Origin of the sequence: Xanthomonas cassavae CFBP 4642 (assembly GCF_000454545.1) — a bacterium.
Taxonomy (GTDB): domain Bacteria; phylum Pseudomonadota; class Gammaproteobacteria; order Xanthomonadales; family Xanthomonadaceae; genus Xanthomonas; species Xanthomonas cassavae.
The window spans coordinates 1,963,093-1,989,060 of sequence record NZ_CM002139.1 but is presented as its reverse complement, the minus strand read 5'-3'; the positions used below and the strand labels follow the sequence as shown (position 1 = coordinate 1,989,060).

21 protein-coding genes, 1 tRNA gene, 1 other RNA gene and 2 pseudogenes are annotated in these 25,968 nt (G+C 66.7%); 15 read left to right on the top strand and 10 right to left on the bottom strand.

The window, feature by feature from the left end:
• Nucleotides 1–31: 31 nt before the first annotated feature.
• Nucleotides 32–121 (bottom strand) — tRNA-Ser (locus tag XCSCFBP4642_RS0108935).
• Between the two features lie 377 nt (nt 122–498).
• Nucleotides 499–1,515: a LysR family transcriptional regulator gene (locus tag XCSCFBP4642_RS0108930; protein ID WP_029219481.1), complete on the bottom strand. Its 1,017-nt coding sequence runs from the start codon at nt 1,513–1,515 to the stop codon at nt 499–501.
• A gap of 101 nt (nt 1,516–1,616) precedes the next feature.
• Between XCSCFBP4642_RS0108930 and XCSCFBP4642_RS24425 the strand changes: the two are divergent.
• Nucleotides 1,617–2,195: pseudogene (locus XCSCFBP4642_RS24425) on the top strand (FMN-dependent NADH-azoreductase).
• Nucleotides 2,196–2,708: 513 nt separating this feature from the next.
• Here the strand turns inward: XCSCFBP4642_RS24425 and serS are convergent.
• On the bottom strand, nt 2,709–3,989 hold the full coding sequence (gene serS / locus XCSCFBP4642_RS0108920) for a serine--tRNA ligase (RefSeq protein ID WP_029219480.1): 1,281 nt from the start codon (nt 3,987–3,989) through the stop codon (nt 2,709–2,711).
• 110 nt (nt 3,990–4,099) lie between these two features.
• Between serS and XCSCFBP4642_RS0108915 the strand changes: the two genes are divergently transcribed.
• Both XCSCFBP4642_RS0108915 and XCSCFBP4642_RS0108910 read left to right on the top strand, forming a co-directional pair.
• The gene (locus XCSCFBP4642_RS0108915) at nt 4,100–4,774 is read left to right on the top strand and encodes an energy transducer TonB (protein ID WP_029219479.1); all 675 of its coding nucleotides are present in this window, start codon (nt 4,100–4,102) and stop codon (nt 4,772–4,774) included.
• 246 nt (nt 4,775–5,020) lie between these two features.
• Nucleotides 5,021–5,590, top strand: a complete 570-nt coding sequence (locus XCSCFBP4642_RS0108910) for an energy transducer TonB (RefSeq protein WP_084624448.1) — start codon at nt 5,021–5,023, stop codon at nt 5,588–5,590.
• Here the strand turns inward: XCSCFBP4642_RS0108910 and aroA are convergent.
• The 3 genes from aroA to serC form a co-directional block, all read right to left on the bottom strand.
• Nucleotides 5,574–6,890: a 3-phosphoshikimate 1-carboxyvinyltransferase gene (aroA, locus tag XCSCFBP4642_RS0108905; protein ID WP_029219477.1), complete on the bottom strand. Its 1,317-nt coding sequence runs from the start codon at nt 6,888–6,890 to the stop codon at nt 5,574–5,576. The two genes, XCSCFBP4642_RS0108910 and aroA, sit on opposite strands and share 17 nt — an antisense overlap.
• A gap of 124 nt (nt 6,891–7,014) precedes the next feature.
• A complete protein-coding gene (pheA, locus tag XCSCFBP4642_RS0108900; protein ID WP_029219476.1) occupies nt 7,015–8,238 on the bottom strand; it encodes a prephenate dehydratase in 1,224 nt (407 codons plus the stop codon).
• Between the two features lie 66 nt (nt 8,239–8,304).
• Nucleotides 8,305–9,390: a 3-phosphoserine/phosphohydroxythreonine transaminase gene (gene serC / locus XCSCFBP4642_RS0108895; RefSeq protein ID WP_029219475.1), complete on the bottom strand. Its 1,086-nt coding sequence runs from the start codon at nt 9,388–9,390 to the stop codon at nt 8,305–8,307.
• 175 nt (nt 9,391–9,565) lie between these two features.
• On the opposite strand from serC, the gene msrP reads away from it, so the two are divergent.
• Nucleotides 9,566–10,534, top strand: a complete 969-nt coding sequence (gene msrP / locus XCSCFBP4642_RS0108890; RefSeq protein ID WP_029219474.1) for a protein-methionine-sulfoxide reductase catalytic subunit MsrP — start codon at nt 9,566–9,568, stop codon at nt 10,532–10,534.
• A 126-nt stretch (nt 10,535–10,660) separates the two neighbouring features.
• The gene (gene msrQ, locus XCSCFBP4642_RS0108885; RefSeq protein WP_029219473.1) at nt 10,661–11,317 is read left to right on the top strand and encodes a protein-methionine-sulfoxide reductase heme-binding subunit MsrQ; all 657 of its coding nucleotides are present in this window, start codon (nt 10,661–10,663) and stop codon (nt 11,315–11,317) included.
• Here msrQ and XCSCFBP4642_RS0108880 read toward each other — a convergent pair.
• Nucleotides 11,259–12,068 (bottom strand): FHA domain-containing protein, encoded by an 810-nt coding sequence (locus XCSCFBP4642_RS0108880; protein ID WP_029219472.1) that lies wholly within the window; start codon nt 12,066–12,068, stop codon nt 11,259–11,261. The genes msrQ and XCSCFBP4642_RS0108880 overlap by 59 nt on opposite strands.
• Nucleotides 12,069–12,311: 243 nt before the next feature.
• On the opposite strand from XCSCFBP4642_RS0108880, the gene XCSCFBP4642_RS0108875 reads away from it, so the two are divergent.
• From XCSCFBP4642_RS0108875 to XCSCFBP4642_RS0108865, 3 genes are all read left to right on the top strand, one after another.
• A complete protein-coding gene (locus tag XCSCFBP4642_RS0108875; RefSeq protein WP_029219471.1) occupies nt 12,312–12,587 on the top strand; it encodes a polyhydroxyalkanoic acid system family protein in 276 nt (91 codons plus the stop codon).
• 159 nt (nt 12,588–12,746) lie between these two features.
• A complete protein-coding gene (locus tag XCSCFBP4642_RS0108870) occupies nt 12,747–13,313 on the top strand; it encodes a phasin family protein (RefSeq protein ID WP_029219470.1) in 567 nt (188 codons plus the stop codon).
• 347 nt (nt 13,314–13,660) lie between these two features.
• On the top strand, nt 13,661–14,653 hold the full coding sequence (locus tag XCSCFBP4642_RS0108865; RefSeq protein ID WP_029219469.1) for a restriction endonuclease: 993 nt from the start codon (nt 13,661–13,663) through the stop codon (nt 14,651–14,653).
• 413 nt (nt 14,654–15,066) lie between these two features.
• On the opposite strand, the gene hutC is transcribed toward XCSCFBP4642_RS0108865, so the two are convergent.
• On the bottom strand, nt 15,067–15,804 hold the full coding sequence (gene hutC / locus XCSCFBP4642_RS0108860; RefSeq protein WP_029219468.1) for a histidine utilization transcriptional repressor HutC: 738 nt from the start codon (nt 15,802–15,804) through the stop codon (nt 15,067–15,069).
• Between the two features lie 106 nt (nt 15,805–15,910).
• Between hutC and XCSCFBP4642_RS26730 the strand changes: the two genes are divergently transcribed.
• Nucleotides 15,911–15,985, top strand: a non-coding RNA gene (locus XCSCFBP4642_RS26730) — sX9 sRNA.
• Nucleotides 15,986–15,989: 4 nt separating this feature from the next.
• Here XCSCFBP4642_RS26730 and XCSCFBP4642_RS0108855 read toward each other — a convergent pair.
• On the bottom strand, nt 15,990–17,366 hold the full coding sequence (locus XCSCFBP4642_RS0108855) for a formimidoylglutamate deiminase (protein WP_029219467.1): 1,377 nt from the start codon (nt 17,364–17,366) through the stop codon (nt 15,990–15,992).
• Between the two features lie 60 nt (nt 17,367–17,426).
• Between XCSCFBP4642_RS0108855 and hutI the strand changes: the two genes are divergently transcribed.
• The 6 genes from hutI to XCSCFBP4642_RS28380 all read left to right on the top strand — a co-directional run bounded on the left by hutI (nt 17,427) and on the right by XCSCFBP4642_RS28380 (nt 24,065).
• Nucleotides 17,427–18,626 (top strand): imidazolonepropionase, encoded by a 1,200-nt coding sequence (gene hutI / locus XCSCFBP4642_RS0108850; RefSeq protein WP_029219466.1) that lies wholly within the window; start codon nt 17,427–17,429, stop codon nt 18,624–18,626.
• A 23-nt stretch (nt 18,627–18,649) separates the two neighbouring features.
• Nucleotides 18,650–20,191, top strand: a complete 1,542-nt coding sequence (gene hutH / locus XCSCFBP4642_RS0108845) for a histidine ammonia-lyase (RefSeq protein WP_029219465.1) — start codon at nt 18,650–18,652, stop codon at nt 20,189–20,191.
• 187 nt (nt 20,192–20,378) lie between these two features.
• Nucleotides 20,379–21,248: an N-formylglutamate deformylase gene (gene hutG / locus XCSCFBP4642_RS0108840; RefSeq protein WP_029219464.1), complete on the top strand. Its 870-nt coding sequence runs from the start codon at nt 20,379–20,381 to the stop codon at nt 21,246–21,248.
• A gap of 16 nt (nt 21,249–21,264) precedes the next feature.
• Nucleotides 21,265–22,932 (top strand): urocanate hydratase, encoded by a 1,668-nt coding sequence (gene hutU, locus XCSCFBP4642_RS0108835; protein ID WP_029219463.1) that lies wholly within the window; start codon nt 21,265–21,267, stop codon nt 22,930–22,932.
• A gap of 168 nt (nt 22,933–23,100) precedes the next feature.
• Entirely contained in the window at nt 23,101–23,241 is a 141-nt protein-coding gene (locus XCSCFBP4642_RS29165) for a hypothetical protein (protein WP_160170361.1), read from the top strand.
• A gap of 98 nt (nt 23,242–23,339) precedes the next feature.
• Nucleotides 23,340–24,065 (top strand): hypothetical protein, encoded by a 726-nt coding sequence (locus XCSCFBP4642_RS28380; protein WP_029219462.1) that lies wholly within the window; start codon nt 23,340–23,342, stop codon nt 24,063–24,065.
• A gap of 160 nt (nt 24,066–24,225) precedes the next feature.
• Here XCSCFBP4642_RS28380 and XCSCFBP4642_RS24420 read toward each other — a convergent pair.
• Nucleotides 24,226–25,875: pseudogene (locus XCSCFBP4642_RS24420) on the bottom strand (outer membrane protein assembly factor BamB family protein); the annotation flags it as partial.
• Between the last annotated feature and the right edge of the window lie 93 nt (nt 25,876–25,968).

Below are 25,968 nucleotides of genomic sequence, written 5' to 3'. Positions count from 1 at the left end.
TTATATTAAAAATCAATGACTTAGAAGTGACTGGCGGAGAGAGTGGGATTCGAACCCACGGAAGGTTTGACCCTTCGCCGGTTTTCAAGACCGGTGCCTTAAACCGCTCGGCCATCTCTCCGATGCTGCTGCGCATGACCGCCGAAGGCATCGGTTGTCACGCTAGCGACCCGCGTTGCGCAGGTGATGCCTGATGGTCGCCGCACGGGCATCTTGTGCAGCCACCACTCCCAGGAGTGCTCCCGGGCGCGCATTCTCGCATGCCCGGGCGCGTTTTGCTTGGTGGCACCACTCGCATGTGGCTGGTGCAGCGTAGTGCGGCGCTACTCGTGACCGGCCGCGACACCTGGTGATCGACGGGATGCACCTGAAGCATGGATGCATGCCTGCCGAACGTCTGAAGCGAACTGACTGCCGAGCAGCTCGCTGGCTGCCAAACAACCGGGCAGCCAGCGCAGCAGCCAAACACAGCCCTCAGCCGGCTTGGACAACGACTGCTCAGCCTGCCTCGGCCACCGCCAGGCGCGGCGCAGTGCCGGCGGCACGCTTGAGCTTTTCCGCCAGTTCGGCGCAGTTGCCGCCGCAGTCCAGGCGCGAGCGTTCGATCTCCTGCGGCAGGTGTTCGGCCAGGAAGTCGATGAACACCCGCACGGCCGGCAGCAGGCCGCGACGCGAGGCGAACACGGCATGGCAGATGCCTTGCGGCAGCGACCAGTGCGGCAGCACCACTTCCAGTTCGCCGCTGCGCACCGCTTCGGCGCAGACGGTTTCCGGCAACATGGTGATGCCGAAGCCATCGCGCGCCATCGATTGCAGCAGCGGGAAATCGAATCCGGCCAGGCGCGGCTGCAGGTCCACGCGGCGCATTTCGCCGTTGGGGCCGTGCAGTTCCCAGCGCTGATGGGCTTCGTCTTCGCTGGTGCTCATGGTGGTGTGGTTGGCCAGTTCGCTCGGGTCTTTCGGGCGGCCGGCGCGGTCCAGGTACTTGGGGCTGGCCACCAGCAGTTCCTGCACCTGGCCGAAGCTGCGCATCACCAGGCTGCCGTCGTCGTCCAGGCGCGACCGTACCCGCAGGGCGATGTCGTAGCCTTCGTTGATGACGTCCACGCGGCGGTTGCTGATGTTGAGCTGCAGCCGCACCTTGGGGTACCTGGCCAGGAATTCCGGCAGCAGCTTGGGCAACTGGATCTGCGCGAGCGAGACAGGAACGCTCACACGTACAAGACCGCGCGGCTCGGCACTGAGACGATCCACCACTTCGCGCGCGGCCTGGGCCTCGGCGAGCATGGTCTGGGCATGGCGGTGCACGCTGGTGCCCACATCGGTGACCGCGAAACGGCGCGTGGAGCGCTGCAGCAGGCGCACGCCCAGGTCGGTTTCGAGCTGGCTGATGCGCCGGCTCAGGCGCGATTTGGGGATGCCGAGCGCGCGCTCGGCTGCGGCGAAGCCGCCGTGGTCCACCACCATCGCGAAGTAGTACAGGTCATTCAGGTCGTGCATGGCGCAGGCATCCATGGATAGAACGATAAGTGATATTTAATCAACTTTATCCCAACAGAGCAACGACCTAGGCTGCATCCCTCCACGGGGCTGCCGCATGCCGTCCGGTCCTTGCCATCACGCTGCTCCATCTCGATTCCAGGCCCTGGGTGCCAAATCCATCAGCCGCGAACTCAGTGCTGCCGTGGTGGCGCAGCAGCGCCTGCTTCACCCGGACCTGCAGGTGAACTACCGCGACCTGGACCAGGACCCGATCCCCCATCTCACCCGGCCAGTCGCTGGGGCAGGCCCCTGCGGACGAGGCGGCCGCCGCCGAGCAGGTGATGCAGCAGTTTCCGGATGCCGACGTCATCGTGATCGGTGCGCCGATGTACAACTTCAGCATTCCCTCCACGCTGAAGGCGTGGATCGACCGGATCGCGGTGGCCGGGCGCACGTTCCGCTATACCGCCACGGGGCCGGAGGACTTGGCCGGCGGCAAGCGCATCATCATCGCCAGCGCGCGTGGTGGCATCTACCCCGAGACGAGCAACGATTTCCAGGAACCGTACCTGCGGCAGGTGTTCGGCTTTCTGGGCATCGACGAGGTGAGCGTTGTGCGTGCGAAAGGCGTTGCCTGTTCGCCGCAGCATCGCAGCGATGCGCTTGCCCAGGCCCTGGCATCGCTACAGCAGCCGGAAGAAGTGACGGCGTAGAGTGGGTAGCAAGACGACTGCGCAACCGCCAAGCGGGCGTGGCCAGTGTTCGGAATCGGCATGAACTACGCGCAGATTCCGGTGCTGGACGCACCGTCCGCATTCGTCTGACGATTGCTCGACAGGCGGTGTTAGCCGCTCTTGAGCGCGCAGTTTTACAGCATTCGTCGCAGCACATCGCGTAATGCGGGATGTGCATGGCTTGTGTCCGCGCCTCCGCTGCCAGCGTATCTACGCATCCCGCTGCGGGCACGAGAGATCCTGGTTGGCGCTTGCACCAACACCTCTGATCGCGCGCGCGTGCATCGCAAAGCAGACAAACGGGGGCCTTTGCAGGCCCCTGTTTGTCTGCCGTTCTGGATGCTGCTGGTGGTGGCGAGCTGCCGCCTGCTGCGCAGCAGCCAGTACCAACCGGGCTGCGGATCGGCCATGCGTAACGGCATCGCCGCCACGCAGACCCGTTGCCGCGCAACGGAGCCGGTGCGTGACGCACCAGCCCTGATGCGAGTGGCGTCAACCGATTTTTTCCAGCCCGCCCATGTAGGGACGCAGCACCTGCGGCACATCGATCGAGCCATCGGCGTTCTGGTAGTTCTCCATCACCGCGATCATCGCGCGGCCCACCGCCGTGCCCGAGCCGTTGAGGGTATGCAGCAGTTCCGGCTTGCCGCTGGCCGGGTTGCGCCAGCGCGCCTGCATGCGCCGGGCCTGGAAATCGCCGCAGTTGGAGCACGAGGAAATTTCGCGATAGGTATTCTGCGACGGCAGCCAGACTTCCAGGTCGTAGGTCTTGATCGCGGAAAACCCCATGTCGCCGGTGCACAGCAACACCTTGCGATACGGCAGGCCGAGCTGTTCCAGCACCACTTCGGCGCAGCGCGTCATGCGCTGGTGTTCGGCATCGCTGTCTTCCGGCGCGCAGGCGGTGACCAGCTCCACCTTCTCGAACTGGTGCTGGCGAATCATGCCGCGGGTATCGCGGCCACCGCTGCCGGCTTCCGCGCGAAAGCACATCGAATGCGCAGTCATGCGCAGCGGCAGGCGCTCGGCATCGATGATCTCGTCGCGCACGATATTGGTCAGCGGCACTTCGGAGGTAGGGATCAGATAACGCCGCGATTCGCCCACCTCGGTCTGGAACAGATCCTCTTCGAACTTGGGCAACTGCCCGGTGCCGCGCATCGAATCGGCGTTGACCAGCAGCGGCACATTGGTTTCTTCGTAGCCGTGCGCGCCGACGTGCAGGTCGAGCATGAATTGCGCCAGCGCGCGGTGCAGGCGCGCGATCGGCCCGCGCAACACGGTGAAGCGTGCGCCCGAGAGCTTGGCGGCGGTTTCGCCATCCAGCCAGCCGTGCGGTGCGCCGAGTTCCACATGGTCCTTGACCGCAAAGTCGAAGGTGCGCGGGGTGCCCCAGCGCGACTGCTCCACGTTGTCGGCCTCGTCCTTGCCGTGCGGGACATCGTCGGCCGGCAGGTTGGGCAGGCCCAGCGCGATGATCTCCAGCTTGCCGCGAATGCTGTCCAGGGCCTCTTCCGACGCCTTGAGCTCGTCGCCGAAACCGGCCACCTGCGCCATCAGCGCGGCAACATCTTCGCCCTTGGCCTTGGCCTGCCCGATCGCCTTGGATTTGGAATTACGCAGACTCTGCAACTCCTGCGTGCGCACCTGGATACGCTTGCGCTCGCTCTCCAGCGACTCCAGTTCCGCGGTGTCCAGGGAGAAACCGCGCGTGCTGCGCAGGCGCTCGGCAAGGTCGGCGGGATGTTGGCGAAGCAGGGCCGGATCTAGCATCGGAAGTCTGTGTGTCGGTGGGAGCCTGGGATTATCGCCTGTTCCGCCACCTGCTGCGATCGATTCACCGGGGCTATGCCAGAATTGCGGCGATCCTTCAGGTGAGTCCTATGCCCGCGCCCCGCCCTGCGTCCGATCGCCAGATCGTCCTGCGTCTGCCCCGCCACACCCTGAAAATTGCCGGCGTTGCCTTCGGCGCCGGCCTGCTGCTGTTCCTGCTGGTCTGGGCCACCGGCCGCAAGGACGACTTCTACAAGCCCTCGCCCACCCAGCCGAGCGCCAACGCGACCGCCACGGACGACACGCTGCAGCCGCTGCCTGCACCACTGCCTGCACCACTGCCGGCGCAGGACGGCGCCAGCGACATGCCGCAGGCCAAGCCGCAGGAAGACACCCCCACCCTGGTGGAAACCGCGCCAACGCCCCCGCCAGCATCAGCTCCCCTGCCTGAAGACGCTGCTCCCGGAGCGCCGGGCACGGCAACGCCTTCTGCACCAGTGGCAGGCGGCAACCGCCCGGCTCCGATGCAGGGCCAGATGCCGCCGCCGCGCTATCCCCCAGCGGCCTTGCGCCGCGGCGACGCTGGCGACGTGGTGGTGCGCGTGGATGTGGACGCGGCCGGCAATCCGGGCGGAGTTACCCTTGTGCAGCGCAGCGGCTCGCGCGACCTGGACCGCGCGGCGATGGAGGCCGTGCGGCACTGGCGCTTCCATCCGGCGCAGAACAACGGCCAGCCGGTGGCCGGCAGCCTGGACATCCCCTTCGAGTTCAAGCCGGCGCAGTAAGCCGGGCTAACAGCACGCACCTTGCACTTGCGGCGCCAGCCGTCGTCCGGCGCCGGCAATCGATAAAAGACTGTTAAATCGTGAACGTGGACGATCCACACGCGTCCCGCATCGCAGTCCGTTAGCGTCACTAAGCTGAATCACGACATAGCCTGGGTGTGGCAGATCGGCCCCGCCTTAGCTGCCCCTCAGGCAATGCCGACCAGACTGACCGGGTCATCCCACAGATGCGCCAGGAGGTCGGCTATGTCCTTCACCTCGAATCCTTCAACCCACAGCCCAGCCCTGCCGCGTGCTGCAGAGAGGCGCAGGCAGGACATAGAGAACGACGGCGCCTCGCCCTGGCTATGGGCGACCCTGGTTGCCGTGCTGGTGGTGATCCCGACCTGGTGGTGGGCGCGCCACAGCGACGAATCGTTCGCCACCGATACAACCCCTGCCCCGGCGGCCAGCCGGCAGATCCTGCCCAGCGCCGACGGCCCGCGCGCGATGACCATGGTGGCGCATCAGCCGATGCGTGCACCGGTCAGCAGCAAGGAGGCCATCCCGCTGCCCGGCAATGCCCTGCCCGCCTACCCGGCTGAACTGGCCCGTGCCGGCCTCGAAGGCAGCCGGACGGCGCGGCTGCAGCTGGATGTGCAAGGGCACGTGCGTGAAGTCACCATCGTCGAGCGCGACGGCAGCAGCGACCCCCGCCTGGACGCGGCGGTGGTGCGCAGCTTGCAGCAATGGCGCTTCGAGCCCGCCACACGCGACGGGCATGCTGTTGTCAGCACCGTGCAGGTGCCGCCGGTGGAGTTCAGCGCGCAGCGCTGAGGCCGAAGCCGGCGCCCTGCGCAAGGGTGTCGAAATCCGGGAACGAGGTGGCCACGTTCGCCACATCGTTGATCTGCACCTTGCCGGTAGACAGCTGCCCGGCGATGGCAAATGCCATCGCAATGCGATGGTCGCCATGACTTTCGATGACGCCGCTGGCGATGGCCCCGCCATGAATGGTGGCGCCATCGGGCGTTTCGTCCACCTGCACGCCCAGCGTGCGGAGTCCGGTCGCCATTGCCGCCAGGCGATCAGATTCCTTGACCCGTAGTTCGGCCGCGCCGGTAACCACGGTCTGACCGGAGGCTGCGGCCGCTGCCACGAAGAGCGCGGGAAATTCGTCGATCATGTCCGGCACCAGCGCTTCGGGAATCTGCGCGCCACGCAGCGGTGCATACCGCACGCGCAGGTCAGCCACCGGCTCGCCGCCATGTTCGGCATGGTTTTCCTCGCTGATGTCCGCGCCCATCAGGCGCAGCGCTGCCAGCAGCCCGGTGCGGCGTGGATTCAGGCCCACCGCACGCAACACCACGTCCGAGCCGGGAACGATGCTGGCGGCGACGATGAAGAATGCCGCCGACGAAAAATCTGCCGGCACCGCGATGTCGGTGGCACGCAGGCGCTGGCCGCCACGCAGGCGCGCCTTGCCCGGCGAAAAGTCGATCTGCACGCCAAATGCCGACAGCATGCGTTCGGTGTAATCGCGCGTGGGATGCGGCTCGCTCACCGAGGTTTCGCCCTGCGCATACAGACCAGCCAGCAGCACCGCCGACTTGACCTGGGCACTGGCCACCGGCGAGACGAAGTCGATGCCGTGCAATGCCTGCCCGCCCTGCACCTGCAACGGCGGCGTGCCATCGTCCTGCGTGTCGATCCTGGCGCCCATCTGCGCCAGCGGGCCGGTCACGCGCCGCATCGGTCGCTTGGACAGGGACTCGTCGCCCACCAGCACGCTGTCGAAGCGTTGCGCCGCCAGCAGGCCGGCCAGCAGCCGCATGCCGGTGCCCGCATTGCCGCAGTCCAGCGCCTCGCTCGGCGCCTGCAGCCCGTCTACACCCACGCCATGCACGATGCGCCGCGACGCCGATGGCGTTTCGATGCGCACGCCCAGCCTGGCAAAGATCGCCGCGGTAGAACGGGTATCTTCGCCTTCCAGAAAGCCGTCGATCTGCGACACGCCATCGGCGAGTGCGGCGAACATCACCGCCCGATGCGAGACCGACTTGTCGCCGGGAATGACCAGGGTGCCGCGCAAGGCGCTGCCCTGCTGCGCGATCCAGTGCTGGGTGCTGCTGCTCATGCGAATGATCCGAGTGCTGCGGCATCGCCGTACGGGGCGATGCGCTGGGTAAGAAATGGCGGCGCCGTCATCGCCGAGGCGGCGGCGCGCCGGTGGCGGCCTGGGTGGGGCCGGGCACGCCTGCTCAGGGAATGGCCACCGGATACGACCCCAGCACCTTGATCTGTGCCGAATGCGCTTCCAGCTCGGCCAGCGCCTGCTTCATCGCCTGGTCTTCCACATGGCCGACCAGATCGATGAAGAAGCCGTATTCCCACTTCGCCTGATGCGAGGGCCGCGATTCGATGCGATTCATGCTGATGCCATGGCGCGCGAACGGGCTGAGCACGTCGAACAATGCGCCCGGCTTGTCGTGGATGAACACCAGCACCGAGGTGCGGTCGTGCCCGGACGAAGGGAAGATCTGCCGGCCAATCACCAGGAAGCGCGTGGTGTTGTCGCCGTCGTCCTCGATCGACTTCATGATGACCTTCTTCAGGCCGTACACATGCGCGGCGCTCTCGCCGCCGATCGCTGCGGCATCTTCGGCATTACGTGCGCGGCGCGCGCCTTCGGCATTGCTGGACACCGCGATTTTTTCCACCTTGGGCAGGTGCGAGCGCAGCCAGCCGGCGGTCTGCGCGAACGATTGCGAATGCGCGTAGATGCGTTCGATGTCTTCCAGCCGGCCGTTGCGCGAGAGCAGGTACTGATGCACGCGCAGCTCGACTTCGCCGCAGATCTTGAGGTTGGAGGTCAGGAACATGTCCAGGGTGACCTGGATGGTGCCCTGGCCGGAATTTTCCACCGGCACCACACCGAAATCGGCATTGCCGGCTTCCACTTCCTGGAACACTTCTTCGATAGTCGCCATCGGCAAGCCCACCGCCGAGCGCCCGAAGTGCTTGAGCACCGCCTGCTGGCTGAAGGTGCCTTCCGGCCCCAGGTAACCGATCTTCAACGGCTCCTGCTGGGCAAGGCACGCGGACATGATTTCGCGGTAGACGTGCACCAGCACTTCATCGCTGAGCGGGCCTTCGTTGCGGTCCACTACCATGCGCAACACCTGCGCTTCGCGCTCGGGGCGGTAGTAGTCCACCGCTGCGGCCAGCTTGCCCTTGGCCTTGCCGACCTGATGGGCGAAGTTGGCACGCTCGGCGATCAGCGCCTGGATGGTGCGGTCGATCTCGTCGATCTTGGCGCGCACATCGGCCAGCACCGGTGCCGCGGTGACGGGCTTGCCGGCCGCCTTGACCTGTTTACCTGCCGGCTTGGCAACCGGCGCGCTCGCGGCGGCCTCCCCGGCGGCTTTTGCCGGTGTGCGCTTGCCGCTGGCGGCGGGCGTGGATTTGCTGGATCTGGGTGCCATCGCTGGGCGTTCCTCGAAAAGACGGCGCATGCGCCTGCGCGGCCTGCGCCGCGGATGGAAGTGGGCTCAGCCGTGACGCTGCTGGAAGTCGTGCATGAAGGTCACCAGCGCCTGCGCGCCGGCCACCGGCATGGCGTTGTAGAGCGAGGCGCGGATACCGCCCACCGCCTTGTGGCCCTTCAATGCAAGCAGGCCGGCGGCCTTGGATTCGCTGACGAATAGCGCATCCAGCTGCTCATCGGGCAGGAAGAACGGGATGTTCATGCGCGAGCGCACCGCCGGCTTGACCTGGTTGCGATAGAAGCCGCCGGAGCGATCGATGGCGCCGTACACCAACGCGGCTTTTTCCGCATTGCGCCGCGCAAATTCCTCCACCCCGCCCTGCTCCAGCATCCACTTCACGGTCAGCCCGAGCACATACCAGTTCCAGGTGGGCGGCGTGTTGAGCATCGAGTCGCGCGCCAGGTGCGAGGCGTAGTTGAAAATGTCCGCGCGCGGCTGGCCGGCGCGTTCCAACAAGTCGCGCCGCACGATCACCACCGAGATCCCGACCGGCCCCAGATTCTTCTGCGCGCCAGCATAGATCAGCCCGTAGCGCGAGATGTCCAGTGGCTCGGAGGCGATGGAGGAACTGAAGTCGGCGAACAGCGGCAGCGTCCCCACCGCCGGAATGTCGCGGAATTCGACGCCGTGGATGGTCTCGTTGGCGGTGATGTGCACATAGGCCGAATGCGGCGACAGGGTCCAGCTGGCCACCGGCGGGATGTCGATGAAGCCTTCGGCCTGCGCATCGGCGGCGATGCGCGCATCCACGTACGGCGCGGCCTGCTTGATCGCGGTCTTGCCCCAGTGCCCGCTGATCACGTAGTCGGCGGCCTGGCCCGGCGCGGCGAAGTTCAGCGGCAATAGTGCCTGGATGGTGGTGGCGCCACCGGCGGTAAACAGCACCGCGTAGTCGTCGGGAATCGACAACAAGGTGCGCACGTCGGCTTCGGCCGCGGCCGCCACCGCCATGAAATCCGCGCTGCGGTGGCTGATTTCCACAATCGAGGCGCCCACTCCATTCCACTCGACCATCTCCGCCTGCGCCTGGCGCAGGACCGATTCCGGCAATGTCGCAGGGCCGGCACTGAAATTGAACGCGCGAGTCATGGCACACCTTGTCGAGCTAGCCTTCTAGTATGCCGCAGCGCATCGGGCTTGGCAGCGGGCAAAAAAGTTGCAGCTGCATCCTTTTGACTGAGCGTGACGTAACGTGTGGTGCACCGGAGCGAACTTTTGTCCCGGTTGGTTACTCTCAACGCTGCAGCCACTGCCGGAGCCTGCCATGTCGTTTCGCGATGCCTTCAAACTGCCTGCCAGCCAGATCACCGATGAGTCCGTTTACCGCGAGCGGCGTCGGCTGCTGCAGCTGTTGGCATTGACCCCGGCAATCGGCGTGGCCAGTTGCGCCGAAGCCGACCCACCGCCGCCGCCCAAGACCGTGGTGACCCCGGCGCAGGCGCGCAGCGGCTTCCGCACCGCCGAAGAACTGACCAAGCTGGAGGACGTCACCAGCTACAACAACTTCTACGAGTTCGGCACCGACAAGACCGACCCGTCGAAGGCGGCCAAGACGCTCAAGCTGTCGCCGTGGTCGGTGAAGGTCGGCGGCGAATGCGAAAAGCCCGGCAGCCTGTCGCTGGATGAGCTGCTCAAGGGCATCGCGTCGGAAGAGCGCATCTACCGGCTGCGCTGCGTGGAGGGCTGGTCGATGGTGATCCCGTGGACCGGCGTGCCGCTGGGCGAAGTGCTCAAGCGCTTTGCGCCGACCTCCAAGGCCAAGTACGTGGCCTTCACCACGCTGGCCGACCCGCAGCAGATGCCGGGCGTGCGCTACCGCTCCATCAACTGGCCATATCGCGAAGGCCTGCGGATCGACGAGGCGATGCACCCGCTGACCCTGCTGGCCACCGGCCTGTACGGCAAGCCGCTACCGCAGCAGAACGGTGCGCCGCTGCGGTTGGTGGTGCCGTGGAAATACGGCTTCAAGAGCATCAAGTCGATCGTGGAAATCCGCTTTGTTGAGAAGATGCCCGAAACCGCCTGGCACGATCTGCAGCCGTCCGAATATGGGTTCTTTTCCAACGTCAACCCGGCCGTGGATCACCCGCGCTGGAGCCAGAAGACCGAACGCCGCATCGCCGGCACCGCCAGCAAGCTGTTTGCCGAGCGCATTGCGACCAAGCCGTTCAACGGCTACGCCAATCAGGTCGCATCGCTGTATGCGGGGATGGACCTGAAGAAATGGTTCTAGGCAACACACACTCTGATATCGACCTGTCATAGGAGCGCACCCGGGCGCGACAGGGCTTTATCGGTAAGACCCGTCGCGCCCGGATGTGCCCCTACGTTTCGGCATCGCTTCCTTCTTCGAGATCGCATGGCCAAGACCTCCGTTGCATTGATCGCCGCCAAGACTGCGGTACACGCGGCCGCACTGGCGCCGATGGTCCTGCTGGCCTGGCAGTTCTGGCAGGTGTGGCAGACCGGCAGCGACGCGCTGGGCGCCGATCCGGTGGCCGAGATCGAGCATCGCACCGGGCTGTGGGCGCTGCGCTTTGTATTGATCACTTTGGCAATCACGCCGCTGCGCCAGCTCACCGGCCAGGCGGCAGTGATCCGCTTCCGTCGCATGCTGGGGCTGTATGCGTTCTTCTATGCCAGCGTGCACCTGGCGGTGTATCTCAGCCTGGATCTGCGCGGCTTCTGGACACAGATCTTCGAAGAGATTCTCAAGCGTCCCTACATCACCGTGGGCTTTGCGGCATGGCTGTTGTTGCTGCCGCTGGCGGTCACCTCCACCCAGGGCTGGATGCGCCGGCTCAAGCGCAACTGGGGCCGGCTGCACCAGCTGATCTACCCGATCGCAGTACTGGCGGTGCTGCACTTCTGGTGGCTGGTGAAGTCCGATATCCGCGAGCCGGCGCTGTATGCCGGCATACTCGTCGCCCTGCTGGGCTGGCGGGTCTGGAAAAAACTCAGCGCGCGCCGAACCACAGCAAGGCGCTCAGCGCCGCCGCCAGCAGCACCGCGCTGAGCAGCAGCCACGGCCAGCGGGCGACCTTCATCGGCGCACGCACCGGTTCGGCCACCGCGCGTGGTGGCAGCGGCGGCTCGGAATCGGGGATATCCCAGGTGGTGCCGTGATGGATGCGCGGCACTTCCACCACGAACCGGTGACGGGCGTCGAACACCACCTGGTCGCCGGCCTGCAGCCAGCCATCGCGCACCTGCACGCCATTGATCCAGCTGCCCTCTTCCGAGCCCAGATCGCGGATCAGCACGCGGTCGCCGTGGCGTTCCAGGCGCGCGTGCTGGGCGGTGAAGGCCGGATCGTCGATGACGATGTCCGCAGCCGGGTCGCTGCCGACCACGCGTGAGCGATCCAGGGTGAAGCTGCGCCCGTGATGGCGCCCGCCCAACCCGCGCAGCAGCAGGCAGACCTCGCTGAGGCCGGCATCGTCGGGCGCCAGATCGTTGGCTGGCGCGCTGGAGGGCGCACTGCGCAGCAGCATCTCCACACCGTCGGCGTAGATCGCATCGCCGGGCCGCAGCAAGGCCATGCGACGCACGGGGCGTCCGTTGACGTGGATCCCGCGGATGCCGTTGGCCACCTGCAACCACAGGCCGCGCTGGTCCAGGCAGAACTGCGCCAACAGCAGCGCCCCCTGCGCATCGGCCACCACCCGCACGCTGCCGGAGGCATGCCGTACGATCCGGTGGACACCGGGCTTGAGGGAATGATCCGGCTGCTGCCGGTGGGTGAAATGAACTTGCAGGTCGCGCACCGGCCGCAGCCTAGCAGGTTTGCTGCTGAGAGCGGCCAACAACCTCACCGCGCCAGCGCGCCGCCGGGCAGCATACGTCGATAAGGTGCCGCATTCGCAGCCAGATCCGGGCCCTGCGCCGGTTCGCAGTGCCCCCATGCCCCCATGCCGCCGGGCTGGCGAGGCGCGATGCGCCGCCGCACTTGGAGCCAGGCGCGCGCATGCGCACAATGCGCGCCTACTTTCGTATCACCCAGGCACCTCATGTCCAGCATCGATATCCGCCACGACCACTCCTTGACGCCGGCACAGGCCCGCGCAGCGATCGACGAGGCGGCGCGCAAGCTCACCGATCGCTACGGCGTGGCCTCGCAGTGGGAAGGCGACACCTTGCGCATCTCGCGGTCAGGCGTGGATGGCGCAATCGCCTTGCTGCCGCAGCAGGTGCATGTGACGGCCGAGCTTGGCTTCCTGCTGTCGGCGATGCAGCCGATGGTGGAATCGGAAATCCGTCGGCTGTTATCGGAAAAGCTGGCCTGATCGCGTCGCCGCTGCTGTTGCTTCAGCGCCAAGTCACCCGCCCTGCGCGGGATGGGCGGATGCTTGGACAGGCCTGACCGGACCGCGTTTCACCTGTCCGATGCAAGGCCGGCACTAGGGTGAACCCAACGTTACTTCGGCAATCGACAGGAGCATCGCATGACGACCGGATACGATCAGAACGGCAACCGCGACACCGCGGCTTCGGGCTTCCAGGCCCAGGCGGAGCAGATTTCGCGCCGGCTCGGCGAATCGGCGCAGACTGTGTGGCTGGCCGGGCTAGGCGCACTTGGACGCGTGCAGAGCGAAGGCGGCAAATTGTTCGACTCGCTGGTGCGCGAAGGCGCCGCCTATGAGCGCACCGGCCAGCGCAAGGCCGCCGACAGCGTGGACGAGCTGCGCGAAGAGGTGGAGACCCAGTTCGAGCAGGCCCGCGATACCGCGGTGCGCGGCTGGGACAAGCTGGGCAAGGCCTTCGACGAGCGCGTCAAGGGCGTGCTGCGCACGCTCAATATCCCCGAGCAGGACGAGCTGGAAAACCTGCGTCGCGAGGTCGAATCGCTGAAGGCCCAGGTACGGGCCAATACCGCGGCGACCAAGCGCGCCAACCGGACCGCCAACCAGGCCGCGCAGGCCGCCAGTAGCGATTCCGCAGGTGGCGTCAGTTCGACCGGTGCCAGCGGCGCATCCACCACCGGCAATGCAGCGGCATTCGACGGCGAATAAGGCCCGGTTCGCGCGGGCATGCGGGCCGGCCATTCTCGTCGGAGCGCCGCGTCGGCGCTGGACGCAGTGCGCGCTCCGGACGTTGTTCTGGGAATGAACGGACGGCGGTTTTGCTTTGAGCCTCGTGATGTTGCAAAGCAACATAGTTTTTCAGACAATCGGGAACCACCCGCCAGTCCTGCTTCACGAAGTCCGTTTGCTCCCCTCCCCTCACGGCTTCGGACTGGCGGGTCTTTCACTGCCTGGGTCACGGCTCGCGATATCTCCGCCAACGATCCATTGACGAATCTTGCGCGAAGGATTCTTCTAGGGGCATCGACTCGTAATACGCGCCATACCTTCGCTTGATGCTTATGCCTTCCTGGATCTTGGCGCTCCTGGCTGCACTCCTGCTCTGGCTGGCAGTGTGTGCCTATCTCTGGTTGGTGCGACGCCGCGCCAACGAAACCACGGAAGGCGTGCGCGCGCTGGCGGCCATGCATTGGCGCGACTTTTCCGCCGTGGTGCTGCGCGTCTTGCAGGACGAACGTGGCTGGCAACCGACCCAGCTGCCGCAGGACGGCCTGCCGACTGCCGACTTCATGATGCAGACCGATCACGGCACCCGCCTGGTGGCCTGCAAGCACGGTCGCGGCTACCGCATCGGCGTGGCCGCAGTGAATGAGCTGGGCGCGATGGCGCGCCTGGCCGGCGCCGGTGGCGGGGTGATGGTGACCGAAGGGCGCATGGAGCGCGAAGGCCTGGCTGCGGCCGAAAAACAATCCATCGAAGTGTTGGACGGCACTCGCCTGTGGCCCCTGCTCAAGCCCTATCTGCCGGGCGATGTGGAGACCGGCGTGGTGGGCATGGCCAGGCGCCGTGCCATCCGCCACAGCATCATCGCCGGTGCGGCACTGGCCACGCTGGCGCTGGTAGCGGTCCTGGGACTGCGTCCGCCAGAGCCCACCCCGACGCCAGCCCCCGTTGCAGCGACCCCGCACGCAGCGGCAGGCAAGACACCGTCGGCGACGCCAGCCGCGTCTGCCGTGCCGCCGGTTGCGGCCGCACCGGTACCCGCCCCCCTGCCGGCAGCGGATGCCGGCGAACCGGACGCTGAAACGCTGCAGGGCTACCGGCGCGATGTCTCCAAGGCCCTGGCACAGACACCGGGCCTGGTGCGCGGCATCTGGATCACGCAGGCCACGCTGGCGGTGGATCGCACCATCGAAGACAGCGCCGCGTGGCCGCTGATCTGCGAGGAACTGAAGCGCTACCCATATCTGCGCACCGTGCGGGTGCAGCTCAATCCACGTGCAGGGGTGGCAGAACCGGTGCGTTGGCGGCAGTGCACGACGATTTGAGGTCGGGATTCGGGATTCGGGATTCGGGATTCGGGATTCGGGATCAAGGATTTGCGCGGTGAAGAAGTATGTCGCGCCAGTGCGCCGGCTTGGTTGCGATGTGAGGGGCACGAGGTTGTTGCTGTAGTTGATCCACTGCGTGTGGTCTGGTGTTTGCGCGACAGATGGTCCGATTCGAGACGGTGCGACTCGTTAGTTGTGTTCCTGATGGCTGTTAATGAAAAAACGCCGCAGCAACTGTGCGTGAGTGCCCATCGCCGCGGCGCTTGCGTGACCGTCGCCAGGCGGCCCTCCTTAGCCACTGCGAGCGCACGAGAGCGCTCGCTCGCGGACGATCTGGTGATGCGGATGCGTGGCACCGCTGCCGGAGCTACCGCACCGCGGAGGTGCTGTACGCCCTTCCGCGCGCTGCCTCAGCGCATTCCTGGTGCGAACCGCGCCACCAGGTCGTAGGAGCCGCCCAGGAACAGCTGGCGCACGTAGGTCACCGGCTGTTCGCCGCGCCAGGTGTGGCGGTCGATGACCAGACAGGCAGCACCCTCGTCCACCTGCAATTGCCTGGCCTGCGCGGCGTCGGCGCCGACGGCGCTGATGCGGTGCTCGGCGCGCGTCCACGGCACGTTGCGCAGCAGCCAGCTGCCCGGCGCCACCTCGGTGAACGGCTGCGCCAGGGCATCCGGCACGGTGGTGATATCGATCACGCGTTGCTCCAGTGCGAACGGGCTGCCATCGGCCAGATGCACGCTTTCCAGCGCCAGCAGCCTGCCGGTGCTGCCCAGCGCACGCTCTTGCGGCACGCGCTGGCGCACGCTGCGCAGCCGCCGCGAGAGCAGCGAGAAACGGTAAGAGTGACCGCGCGTGGTCATTTCCACCTCGATGTCCGGGATCGAGAGCGCCACCTGTTCCAGATGCGGATGCGGCCGCGCCACGAACGAGCCGGTGCGGCGGCGGCGTTCGATCATGCCGGCGTCGGCCAGCAGGCCGAGCACCTTGTTGACCGTCATGCGCGAGCATCCATATTGCGCCATCAACTCGTGCTCCGGCGGAATGCGGTACCCGGGCGGCCAGTCGCCGCTGTGAATCCGTTGCTCCAGATCCTGCCGGATGCGTTGGTGCAAGGTGCCGGGCGCGGCGATGGGGATGGCGGTCAAAGCAGAGGTCTCCTGTCAGGCCTGCATTGTGCGCGCATCCGCTTAGACCGGCTAACGGAACGACTGCGCTCACCGCCAGACGGGCGCGGCGCGTGCTCGGTGCGGCATGTAGCCTCGTACACTCCGGTTCCTCCGCACCGTCCGCACCCACCTGACGACTGCTCGCCAGGCTCTGTTAGCCGCCTTCAGGTGCCCAGCACGGTTCGCAGGATTTGCGCAAACCGCGTGGCGATCCGCGCACGGTCCACATGCTGTCCGCCGCGCACCACCGGCCGGCCATTGCGCCAGACGTTGCGGACCGCAGTGCCGCGCGCGGCAAACAGCCAACTGTCCAGCACGGCATCGTCGCTGCGTGCCAGCAAGCCCGGATGCGCCAGGTCCAGCTCCACCAGATCGGCCGGCGCACCGACCCGTATCCCGTGCTGCGCGACACCCAGCGCCTGCGCCGCGCCCGCACCGGCGCGGTCGTACACCCAGCGGCCGCTGGAAACATCGGCCGGCGCCAGCACATTGCGCGCCTGCAGCGTCAGCCGCTGGCCGTATTCGAGCAGGCGCAGCTCTTCGGCGGCATCGATCAACACGTTCGAATCCGAGCCGACGCCGAAGCGACCGCCGGCCGCGGCAAAGGCCTGCATCGGAAAGATCCCGTCGCCCAGGTTGGCCTCGGTGATCGGGCATAGCCCGACCACCGCCCCGCGCTGCGCCATCGCCTGCACCTCGCTGGCGGTGACATGGGTGGCGTGCACCAGACACCAGCGCGTATCCACCGGCGCATTGGCCAGCAGCCACTCCACCGGCCGCTGGCCTGACCACGCCAGGCAGGCGTCGACCTCGCGCTGCTGCTCGGCGATATGGATGTGGATCGGCCCATTGGTGAGCAGCTGCAGGTCCACCAGTTGCTGCGGCGTGACCGCACGCAGGCTGTGCGGCGCAAGCCCGAGCACGGCATCCGGCAGCGCCTTGAGGCTGTGTCGGCAGTCGTCGAGCAGACGCGCGAAACCGTCGATGTCGTGGATCAACCGCCGCTGCGCGACGTTCGGCGCGGCAGCGCCGAAGTCCGAATGCGCGTAGAACACCGGCAACAGGGTCAGCCCGATCCCGGTGTTGGCGGCGGCCGCTGCGATGCGCCCGGACATCTCCCCGGCATTCGCGTAGGGCGTGCCGCCGGGGCTGTGGTGCAGGTAATGGAATTCGCCGACCCGGGTGAAGCCGCTCTCCAGCATTTCCACATAGGCCTGCTCGGCGATCGCCTGCAGGCTGTCGGGGTCCAGCCGGTCGACGAAGCGGTACATCAGCTCGCGCCAGCTCCAGAAACTGTCGCCGCTGCGCCCGCCGACTTCGGTCAGCCCGGCCATGCCGCGCTGGAAGGCATGACTGTGCAGGTTGCCCAGGCCAGGCAGCAGCACCTCGCAGCGGAGGTCGGCGCCGCCGGGCGCGGTCTCCGGCTGCACCGAGACGATGCGTCCTTGCGCCAGCGTGATCCGCACCTGGCCAGCCCAGCCCTCCGGCAACAAGGCCCGGGCGGCCCAAAACACCTGCGCGTGTGCCTGCTCGTCTGCCACTGGACACCTCCGATTGACGACTCTATTGTATATACATATCAGACACCACGAGCCTGCGCCATGCATTGCGACGTTCTCTGGCACAACGCGCAACTGATGACCCTGGACGCCGCCGATGGTGGCCTGGGCGTCGTGGACGACGGCGTGGTCGCCTGCCAGGACGGCCGCATCGTCTACGCCGGCCCGGCCGCGCAGGCGCCGGCATTGATTGCCGGCATCGCGCACGACTGCCGGCGTCGCTGGATCAGCCCGGGCCTGATCGATTGCCATACCCACCTGGTGCATGCCGGCAATCGCGCCAACGAGTTCGAACAACGCCTGCGTGGCGCCAGCTATGCGCAGATCGCCGCCGCCGGTGGCGGCATCGTGGCAACGGTGCGCGCGACCCGCGCTGCCGACGATGCGGCGCTGCTCGCTGCCAGCCTGCCGCGCCTGGATGCGCTGCTCGCCGAAGGCGTGACCACGCTGGAGATCAAATCCGGCTACGGGCTGACCCTGGAAGACGAGACCAAGCAACTGCGCGTGGCACGCCAGCTCGCCAGCTTGCGCCGGGTCGAGGTGGTGCCCACCTTTCTGGGCGCACATGCGGTGCCGCCGGGAAGCGATGCACAGGCGTATATCGATATGGTCTGCACGCAGATGATTCCCGCCGTGGCCGCGCAAGGGCTGGCCGAGGCGGTGGATGTGTTCTGCGAGCATCTGGCGTTTTCGACCCCGCAGGCCGAACAGGTGTTCGCCGCCGCGCAGGCGCACGGCCTGCAGATCAAGATCCACGCCGAACAATTGAGCAACCAGCACGGCGCAGCGCTGGCTGCGCGCCATGGCGCCCTGTCGGCCGACCATATCGAATACCTGGACCAGGCCGGCATCGAAGCGATGGCCGCCGCCGGCACGGTCGCGGTGCTGTTGCCGGGCGCGTTCTACTTCACCCGCGATACGCAACTGCCGCCGATCGCCGCGCTGCGTGCGGCCGGCGTGCCGCTGGCTCTGGCCACCGACTGCAACCCGGGAACCTCACCGCTCACCAGCCCGCTGCTGGCGATGAACATGGCAGCCACCTTGTTCCGCATGACGGTGGACGAATGCATCGCCGGGTTCACCCGCGAAGCGGCGCGCGCGCTCGGCCGCGCTGCGCGGCTGGGACGGCTGCGCACCGGCATGGACTGCGACCTGACGATCTGGGACATCGAGGCGCCGGCCGACCTGGTGTATCGCATGGGCTTCAATCCGCTGCATGCCCGCGTCTGGCGCGGGCATTGAACCCGATTATCTCTGGAGTTGTCATGAGTGCTTCTGTTGTCCTGCACCCCGGCGCTGTCACGCTTGCACAGTGGCGCGCGCTGTATCGCGGCGCCGAGGCGGCGCTGGATCCGGCCTGCGCAGCGGCGGTCTTGCGCAGCGCGCAGACGGTGGAAGCGATCGTCGCACGCGGCGAGCCGGTCTATGGCGTCAACACCGGCTTCGGCAAGCTGGCCAGCGTGCGCATCGAGCGCGACGACCTGGCCACCCTGCAACGCAATATCGTGCTCTCGCACGCGGCCGGTGTCGGCGCGCCCACCCCGGTGCCGGTAGTGCGGCTGATGATGGCGCTCAAGCTCACCAGCCTGGCCCAGGGCGCCTCCGGCGTGCAACCGGACACGCTGGCCCTGCTCGAGGCGATGCTGCGTGACGGGATCACCCCGGTGGTGCCGTGCCAGGGATCGGTCGGCGCCTCCGGCGATCTGGCACCGCTGTCGCATCTGGCCGCGGTGATGATCGGCGTTGGCGAAGCCTTCGTCGATGGACAACGGTTGCCGGCGGCCAACGCCTTGGCGCAGGCGCAGCTGCAACCGCGCGTACTCGGCGCCAAGGAAGGGCTGGCGCTGCTCAACGGCACCCAGTTCTCCACCGCCTGCGCGCTGGCCGGCCTGTTCGAGATCGAAACCGTGTTGCAGGCGGCACTGGTCACCGGGGCATTGTCGGTGGAAGCGGCCAAGGGTTCGGATACGCCCTTCGATGCGCGCATCCATGCCCTGCGCGGGCAGCCGGGGCAGATCGCCACCGCGGCGGCCTTGCGCGCCTTGATGGCCGAGTCGGCCATCCGCGAATCGCACCGGCTTGGCGATGTGCGCGTGCAGGACCCGTACTGCCTGCGCTGCCAGCCGCAGGTGATGGGCGCGGCGCTGGATGTGATGCGCCAGGCTGCGCGCACGCTGGAAATCGAAGCCAATGGCGTCTCCGATAATCCGCTGGTCTTCAGCGACACCGGCGAGGCCTTGTCCGGCGGCAACTTCCACGCCGAGCCGGTGGCGTTTGCCGCCGACATGCTGGCGATGGCGGTGTGCGAGATCGGCTCGATCAGCGAACGCCGCACCGCGATGCTGGTCGACCCGGCCTTGTCCGGTCTGCCGGCGTTTCTCACCCCGCGCCCGGGCTTGAACTCGGGCTTCATGATTCCACAGGTCACCGCTGCGGCATTGGTGTCGGAGAACAAGCAGCGCGCCTATCCGGCCAGCGTCGATTCGATTCCCACCTCCGCCAACCAGGAAGATCACGTGTCGATGGCCGCGCACTGCGCGCGCCGCCTGCTGGCGATGGCAGAGAACGCCGCGCACGTGATCGGCATCGAGCTGCTGGCCGCCGTGCAGGGCTGCGACTTCCACGCGCCGCTGCGCTCCAGCGCCGCGCTGGAAGCCGCACGTGCCCTGCTGCGCGCACAGGTGCCGACGCTGCAGGACGACCGCTACTTCCACCCGGACATGCTGGCTGCCAGCGCACTGGTGCGTTCCGGCGCATTGGCCGACGCAGTGGCGATCACCTTGCCGGGCGTGGAGCAGCACGCATGATGCGGCGATCTGCAGATCGCCTGCGCAGCGCGTTGGCACCCCTCCATGCAGTGCCGGGTATCGCCACCCTGGCGAACGCCGCACATCCCGGCGCTGCGGGTGCACGTTTCGCGCAGGGCGATGACCGAACCCACGCACATCACCGGCACGCATCGCGCGCCGCTGCGCACGCAACCGGAGCCCGGCCATGAGCACCCTGCCCGACTGGCTGGACATTCATCGAGGGCAGGCGCCCCTGTTGATCAGCTTTCCGCACACCGGCACCGAGTTGCCCGATGACGTGGCCGACCGTTTCGTGTCGCCGTGGCTGGCGCGGCGCGATGCGGATTGGTGGGTGCATCACCTGTACGACTTCGCCCAGTCGCTGGGTGCCACCACGCTGCGCACCGCCATCTCGCGCTCGGTCATCGACGTCAATCGCGACCCCAGCGGCGCATCGCTATACCCCGGCCAGAACACCACCGGCCTGTGCCCGCTGACCACCTTCGACGGCCAGCCACTGTATGCCGACGGCCTGGCGCCGGACCAGGCGCAGATCGATCAGCGTCGCGCGCGTTGGTTCGACCCGTATCACGCGGCGCTTGCAGAAGAAATCGCGCGCTTGCGCCAGCTGCATTCCAGGATCGTGGTGTACGACGCGCACTCGATCCGCTCGGTCATCCCGCACCTGTTCGACGGCGAGCTGCCGCAGTTCAACATCGGCAGCAACGACGACCGCAGTTGCGACCCGGTGCTGGTCGACGCCGTGGAACAGCTGTGCCGCAGCAGCGGCTCCAGCACGGTGCGCAACGGGCGATTCAAGGGCGGCTGGATCACCCGCCACTACGCGCAACCCGGGCACGGCGTGCACACGCTGCAGATGGAGCTGGCCTGCCGCGGCTACATGCGCGAGCCGAACACCATCACGCCGGAGAACTGGCCCACGCCGTGGCAGCCAGTGCACGCCGCCGCGTTGCGTGCGGTGCTGCGGCACGTGCTGCGGCACGTGCTGCTGGCCTGCCTGGACTTCGCCAACACCCCCTCCTCCGCCACCGCGCCGCCTGCGGCCCACCGCTGATTGCAAGGAACCTGGCATGACCCGTCACGATACAACCCGCGTCATCCGCGCCGCCACCGGCAGCACGCTCACCGCCAAGAGCTGGCTCACTGAAGCGCCATTGCGCATGCTGATGAACAACCTGGACCCGGACGTGGCCGAGCGCCCGCAGGAACTGGTGGTCTACGGTGGCATCGGTCGCGCCGCGCGCGACTGGGAATCCTTCGATGCCATCGTCGCGGCGCTCACGCGCCTGGACGACGACCAGACCTTGTTGGTGCAATCCGGCAAACCGGTCGGCGTGTTCCGCACCCATGCCGATGCACCGCGCGTGCTGATCGCCAATTCCAACCTGGTGCCGCGCTGGGCCAACTGGGACCACTTCAACGAACTCGATCAAAAAGGCCTGGCGATGTACGGCCAGATGACCGCAGGCAGCTGGATCTACATCGGCGCGCAAGGCATTGTGCAGGGCACCTACGAAACCTTCGTGGAGATGGGCCGCCAGCACTACGCCGGCAACCTGGCCGGCAAGTGGTTGTTCACCGGCGGCCTCGGCGGCATGGGCGGCGCGCAGCCGCTGGCCGCCGTGATGGCCGGCGCGTCCTGTCTGGCAGTGGAATGCCGCCGTTCCAGCATCGACATGCGCCTGCGCACCGGCTACCTGGACACCTGGACCGACTCGCTGGACGAGGCATTGCGCTTGATCGAGGAGTCGTGTACCACCAAGAAGCCGCTGTCGGTCGGCCTGCTCGGCAATGTCGCCGACGTGCTGGACGAACTGCTGTTACGCGGCATCAAACCGGACCTGCTGACCGACCAGACCTCTGCGCACGATCCGGTCAACGGCTACCTGCCGCAGGGCTGGAGCGTGGACGAATGGGACGACAAGCGCGTCAGCGCGCCAAAGGAAGTGGAAGCCGCCGCGCGCGAGACGATGGCCAATCACATCCGCGCCATGCTCACCTTCCACGCACTCGGCGTGCCCACCGTGGATTACGGCAACAACCTGCGCCAGATGGCATTGGAGCAAGGCGTGTCCGATGCGTTCGACTTCCCAGGCTTCGTGCCCGCCTACATCCGCCCGCTGTTCTGCCGCGGCATTGGCCCGTTCCGCTGGGTGGCGCTGTCCGGCGATCCGGAAGACATCGCCAGGACCGATGCCAAGGTCAAGGAATTGATTCCCGACGACGCGCACTTGCATCGCTGGCTGGACATGGCCGCCGAGAAAATCGCCTTCCAGGGCCTGCCGGCGCGGATCTGCTGGGTCGGCCTGGGCGACCGCCACCGGCTGGGCCTGGCCGTCAACGCGATGGTGCGCAGCGGCGAGCTGAAAGCGCCGGTGGTGATCGGCCGCGATCATCTGGATTCCGGCAGCGTGGCCTCGCCCAATCGCGAAACCGAAGCCATGGCCGACGGCTCCGATGCGGTGTCCGACTGGCCGTTGCTCAATGCCCTACTCAATACCGCGTCGGGCGCAACCTGGGTCTCGCTGCATCACGGCGGCGGCGTCGGCATGGGTTTCTCGCAGCATGCCGGCATGGTCATCGTCTGCGACGGCAGCGAGGCGGCCGACCGACGCATCGAACGCGTGTTATGGAACGACCCCGCGACCGGCGTGATGCGACACGCCGATGCCGGTTATGCCATTGCAACCGATTGCGCTCGCGAGAAGGGCCTGGACTTACCTGCCATCCTGTCCTGACGCCCGCGCGCGGCCTGCGCTGCAAGAGCATATGGCGGATAACCGATAGCGACTGTGGACGCTGCAACATAACGCGGCATGCGAGCAACTTTGTCGCATCCGGTAGCTGCCGCAGCTTGTAACGACCACCAATGAATCGCCACGCACAGGGGCCGTGTTACTCGCCCGATGCCTACCGCCGACGTAGCGCTTCATCAGCTGCATCGCTTCGTGCTCCTGTTCTCCTTCGACACCGGGCTGAGCAAGCGCCTGCTCGGCAACCGCTCGATTGCCCTGACGCGGCTACATGCGGGCGGGATGGCATCCTGACGCGCGTCCCCACGTGCGGCTTCCACGGTTCACGTCGATTGCCCTCAAGAACGTTGCTGCCAGGCCGACAAGGTATGCAACGTTTCGAGGAATCTCCCATGGGCATCCTGATCTACCTGGTGCCTGCATTCGCACTCTGGGCCCTGATCGCCACCGCGCTGGCCTTTGTGCGTGGCCGGCAACTGCGTGCCGAGTCCGGACAGTTGGCCAGCACCCAGGACAGCCTGGGCCGCTACCAGGCGGCCCTGTCGCAACTGAAGGCACGCGCGGCCGCCAGTGCACTGGAGCTGGAATCGCTGCAGCGCAGCTACACCGTGCTCAAGCAGTCGCTGGAACAGCAGGAGCAGACCGCAGCCCAGCACGACGACCCGGCCGCCAGCCAGGTCATCCCGGTGGTCATGGTGCAGCGGCTGGATATCGCCAACGAGATCGGCACGCTGTTCGCGCACGTGGCGCGCGTGGCGCGCAGCCTGCGGCGCTACAGCGCCTATAGCCGTGGCCACAGCGCGCCGGAGCCCGGTACTGCCCGTTACGACCTGCATTGGCTGGCCGACTGCCTGCATAGCTTCGACCAGATCGGCCACGCGCTGCTGCGCGGCAATATCGCTGCACTGATCACGGCCTGCCAGGATCTGCTGTCGATGTACGACCACTATCTGAAGGACGGCTCCGGCTATAACAGCCGCGATACCTTCCAGCGCCTGAGCAGCGATGTGCCGCTGTCGGAAGCCACCGATGCGATCCGCTCGATCATCGTCAAGGCGACGCTGGCGCAGGATGTGCAGGACGCGGTGCAGGACGATGCAGTGGCGACGGCGCAGTGAATCGGGAATCGGGAATCGGGAATCGGGAATCGCAAAAGCGTGTGGTCGGGGAACTGTTGGGTCAACGCGTCTGCATGGATTAATGGCCTTGACGCTGCGTTTGGCTAGCGCATAAAAAAACGCGCCGTTATCGGCGCGTTTTTTGTTTCCATTTCCAGCACTAATGCTGCGGTAATGCATAGGCGATCAATGCATCGCCGGCCGGGGTTTCCATGAAGTGGTGGCCGCCGGCCATGATCACCAGGTACTCGCGGCCGCCATAGGAATACACCATCGGGTTGGCCTGCCCGCCGGCCGGCAGCTTGGCGTGCCAGAGCTCCTTGCCGGTGGCCAGGTCGATGGCACGGATCAGGTCGTCGGTGGCGGCCGCGATGAAGATCAACCCGCCCGCAGTGACCACCGAGCCACCGTTGTTGGGCGTGCCGATCTCGATCGGCAGGCCGGAGCGGATGCCGAACGGGCCATTGCCACGCGCACTGCCGAACGGGCGATCCCATAAGGTCTTGCCGCTGGCCAGATCGATGGCGCGGATGCCGCCATACGGTGGTTCCTTGCACAGCAGCTTGGTAAACGGCAGCCGCCAGCCGGCGTTGACGTTGATCGCATACGGCGTGCCTGCCTGCGGATCGCCTGCGCCTTCTGCGCCGCCTGCGTCACCGCGCACCTGGTCGCGCGGTGCCCAGCGCAGCTTGTCGGCCTTCGCGCGCGGAACCAGCAGGTTGTAGTTCGGCATGTCGTTGTAATTGGCCACGACCACGCCGCGCTGCGGGTCCACCGCCACGCTGCCCCAGTCCGAACCACCGTTGTAACCGGGGTATTCGATCGAATGCCGGTCCGCTTCCGGTGGCGTGTAGATGCCCTTGTAGCTGGCGGTGCGGAACTGGATACGGCACACCAATTGGTTGATCGGTGTCATGCCCCACATATCGCGTTCGGTCAGATCCGGCTTGCGCAACGTGTGATACAGCGAAAACGGCTGGGTCTTTGCGCGCATCTGCGGCTCGACGCCACCACCGGGCACCGCACGTTCTTCCACGCCAACCAGCGGCTGGCCGGTGCGTCGATCCAGCACATACAACTCACCCTGCTTGCTCGGCAGCAACACCGCCGGCACGTTGACACCATCCTTGGGGAAGTCGATCAGGCTCGGCTGCGAACCCAGGTCGTAATCCCAGGCATCGATATGGGTGGTCTAGAAATTCCACACCGGTTTGCCGGTGGTGACATCCAGCGCCACCAGCGAGGTGGCGTAACGATTCTCCTGCGGCGTACGCGAGCTGCTCCAGTAATCGGCGGTGGAGTTGCCCATCGGCAGGTACACATAGCCCAACTGCTCGTCCGCAGCGGCGGTGGTCCACATATTGGGCGTACCACGCGTCCAGGTCTGGCCCGGCGGCAGTGCGCCATTCCAGTCCGGATGGGTCATGTCCCAGGCCCAGCGCAGTTTGCCGGTGACCGCGTCGAAACCTTCGATCACACCGGAGGGTTCGTAGCGCTTCTGTCCATCCAGCACCTGATGGCCAGTGACCACCACACCGCGCACGATGGCCGGCGGCGAATTGATCGACACGTAGCCCAGCGGGGTCTCGCCCATGCCCACGGTGATGTCGACCTGGCCATTGCTGCCGAAGTCCGGGCACAGCTGACCGCTACGTGCATCCAGCGCAATCAGGCGTCCATCCAGCGTGCCTTCGATCACGCGCGTGCGGCACAGCGCCGAACCGGCGGTTGCGGCCTCTGCAGCGCCCGTCGCGGCCACCGCGGGCACCTCGTAATACGACACGCCACGGCACGCGGCGGTATACGGAATGAGGGTTGGCAGGGATTCGTGTAAAACACAGCCAAAAGTGGGCTAACTTGCTGTCAGTAAAGGTTTCTTACACGAATCCCTGCCAACCCTCAG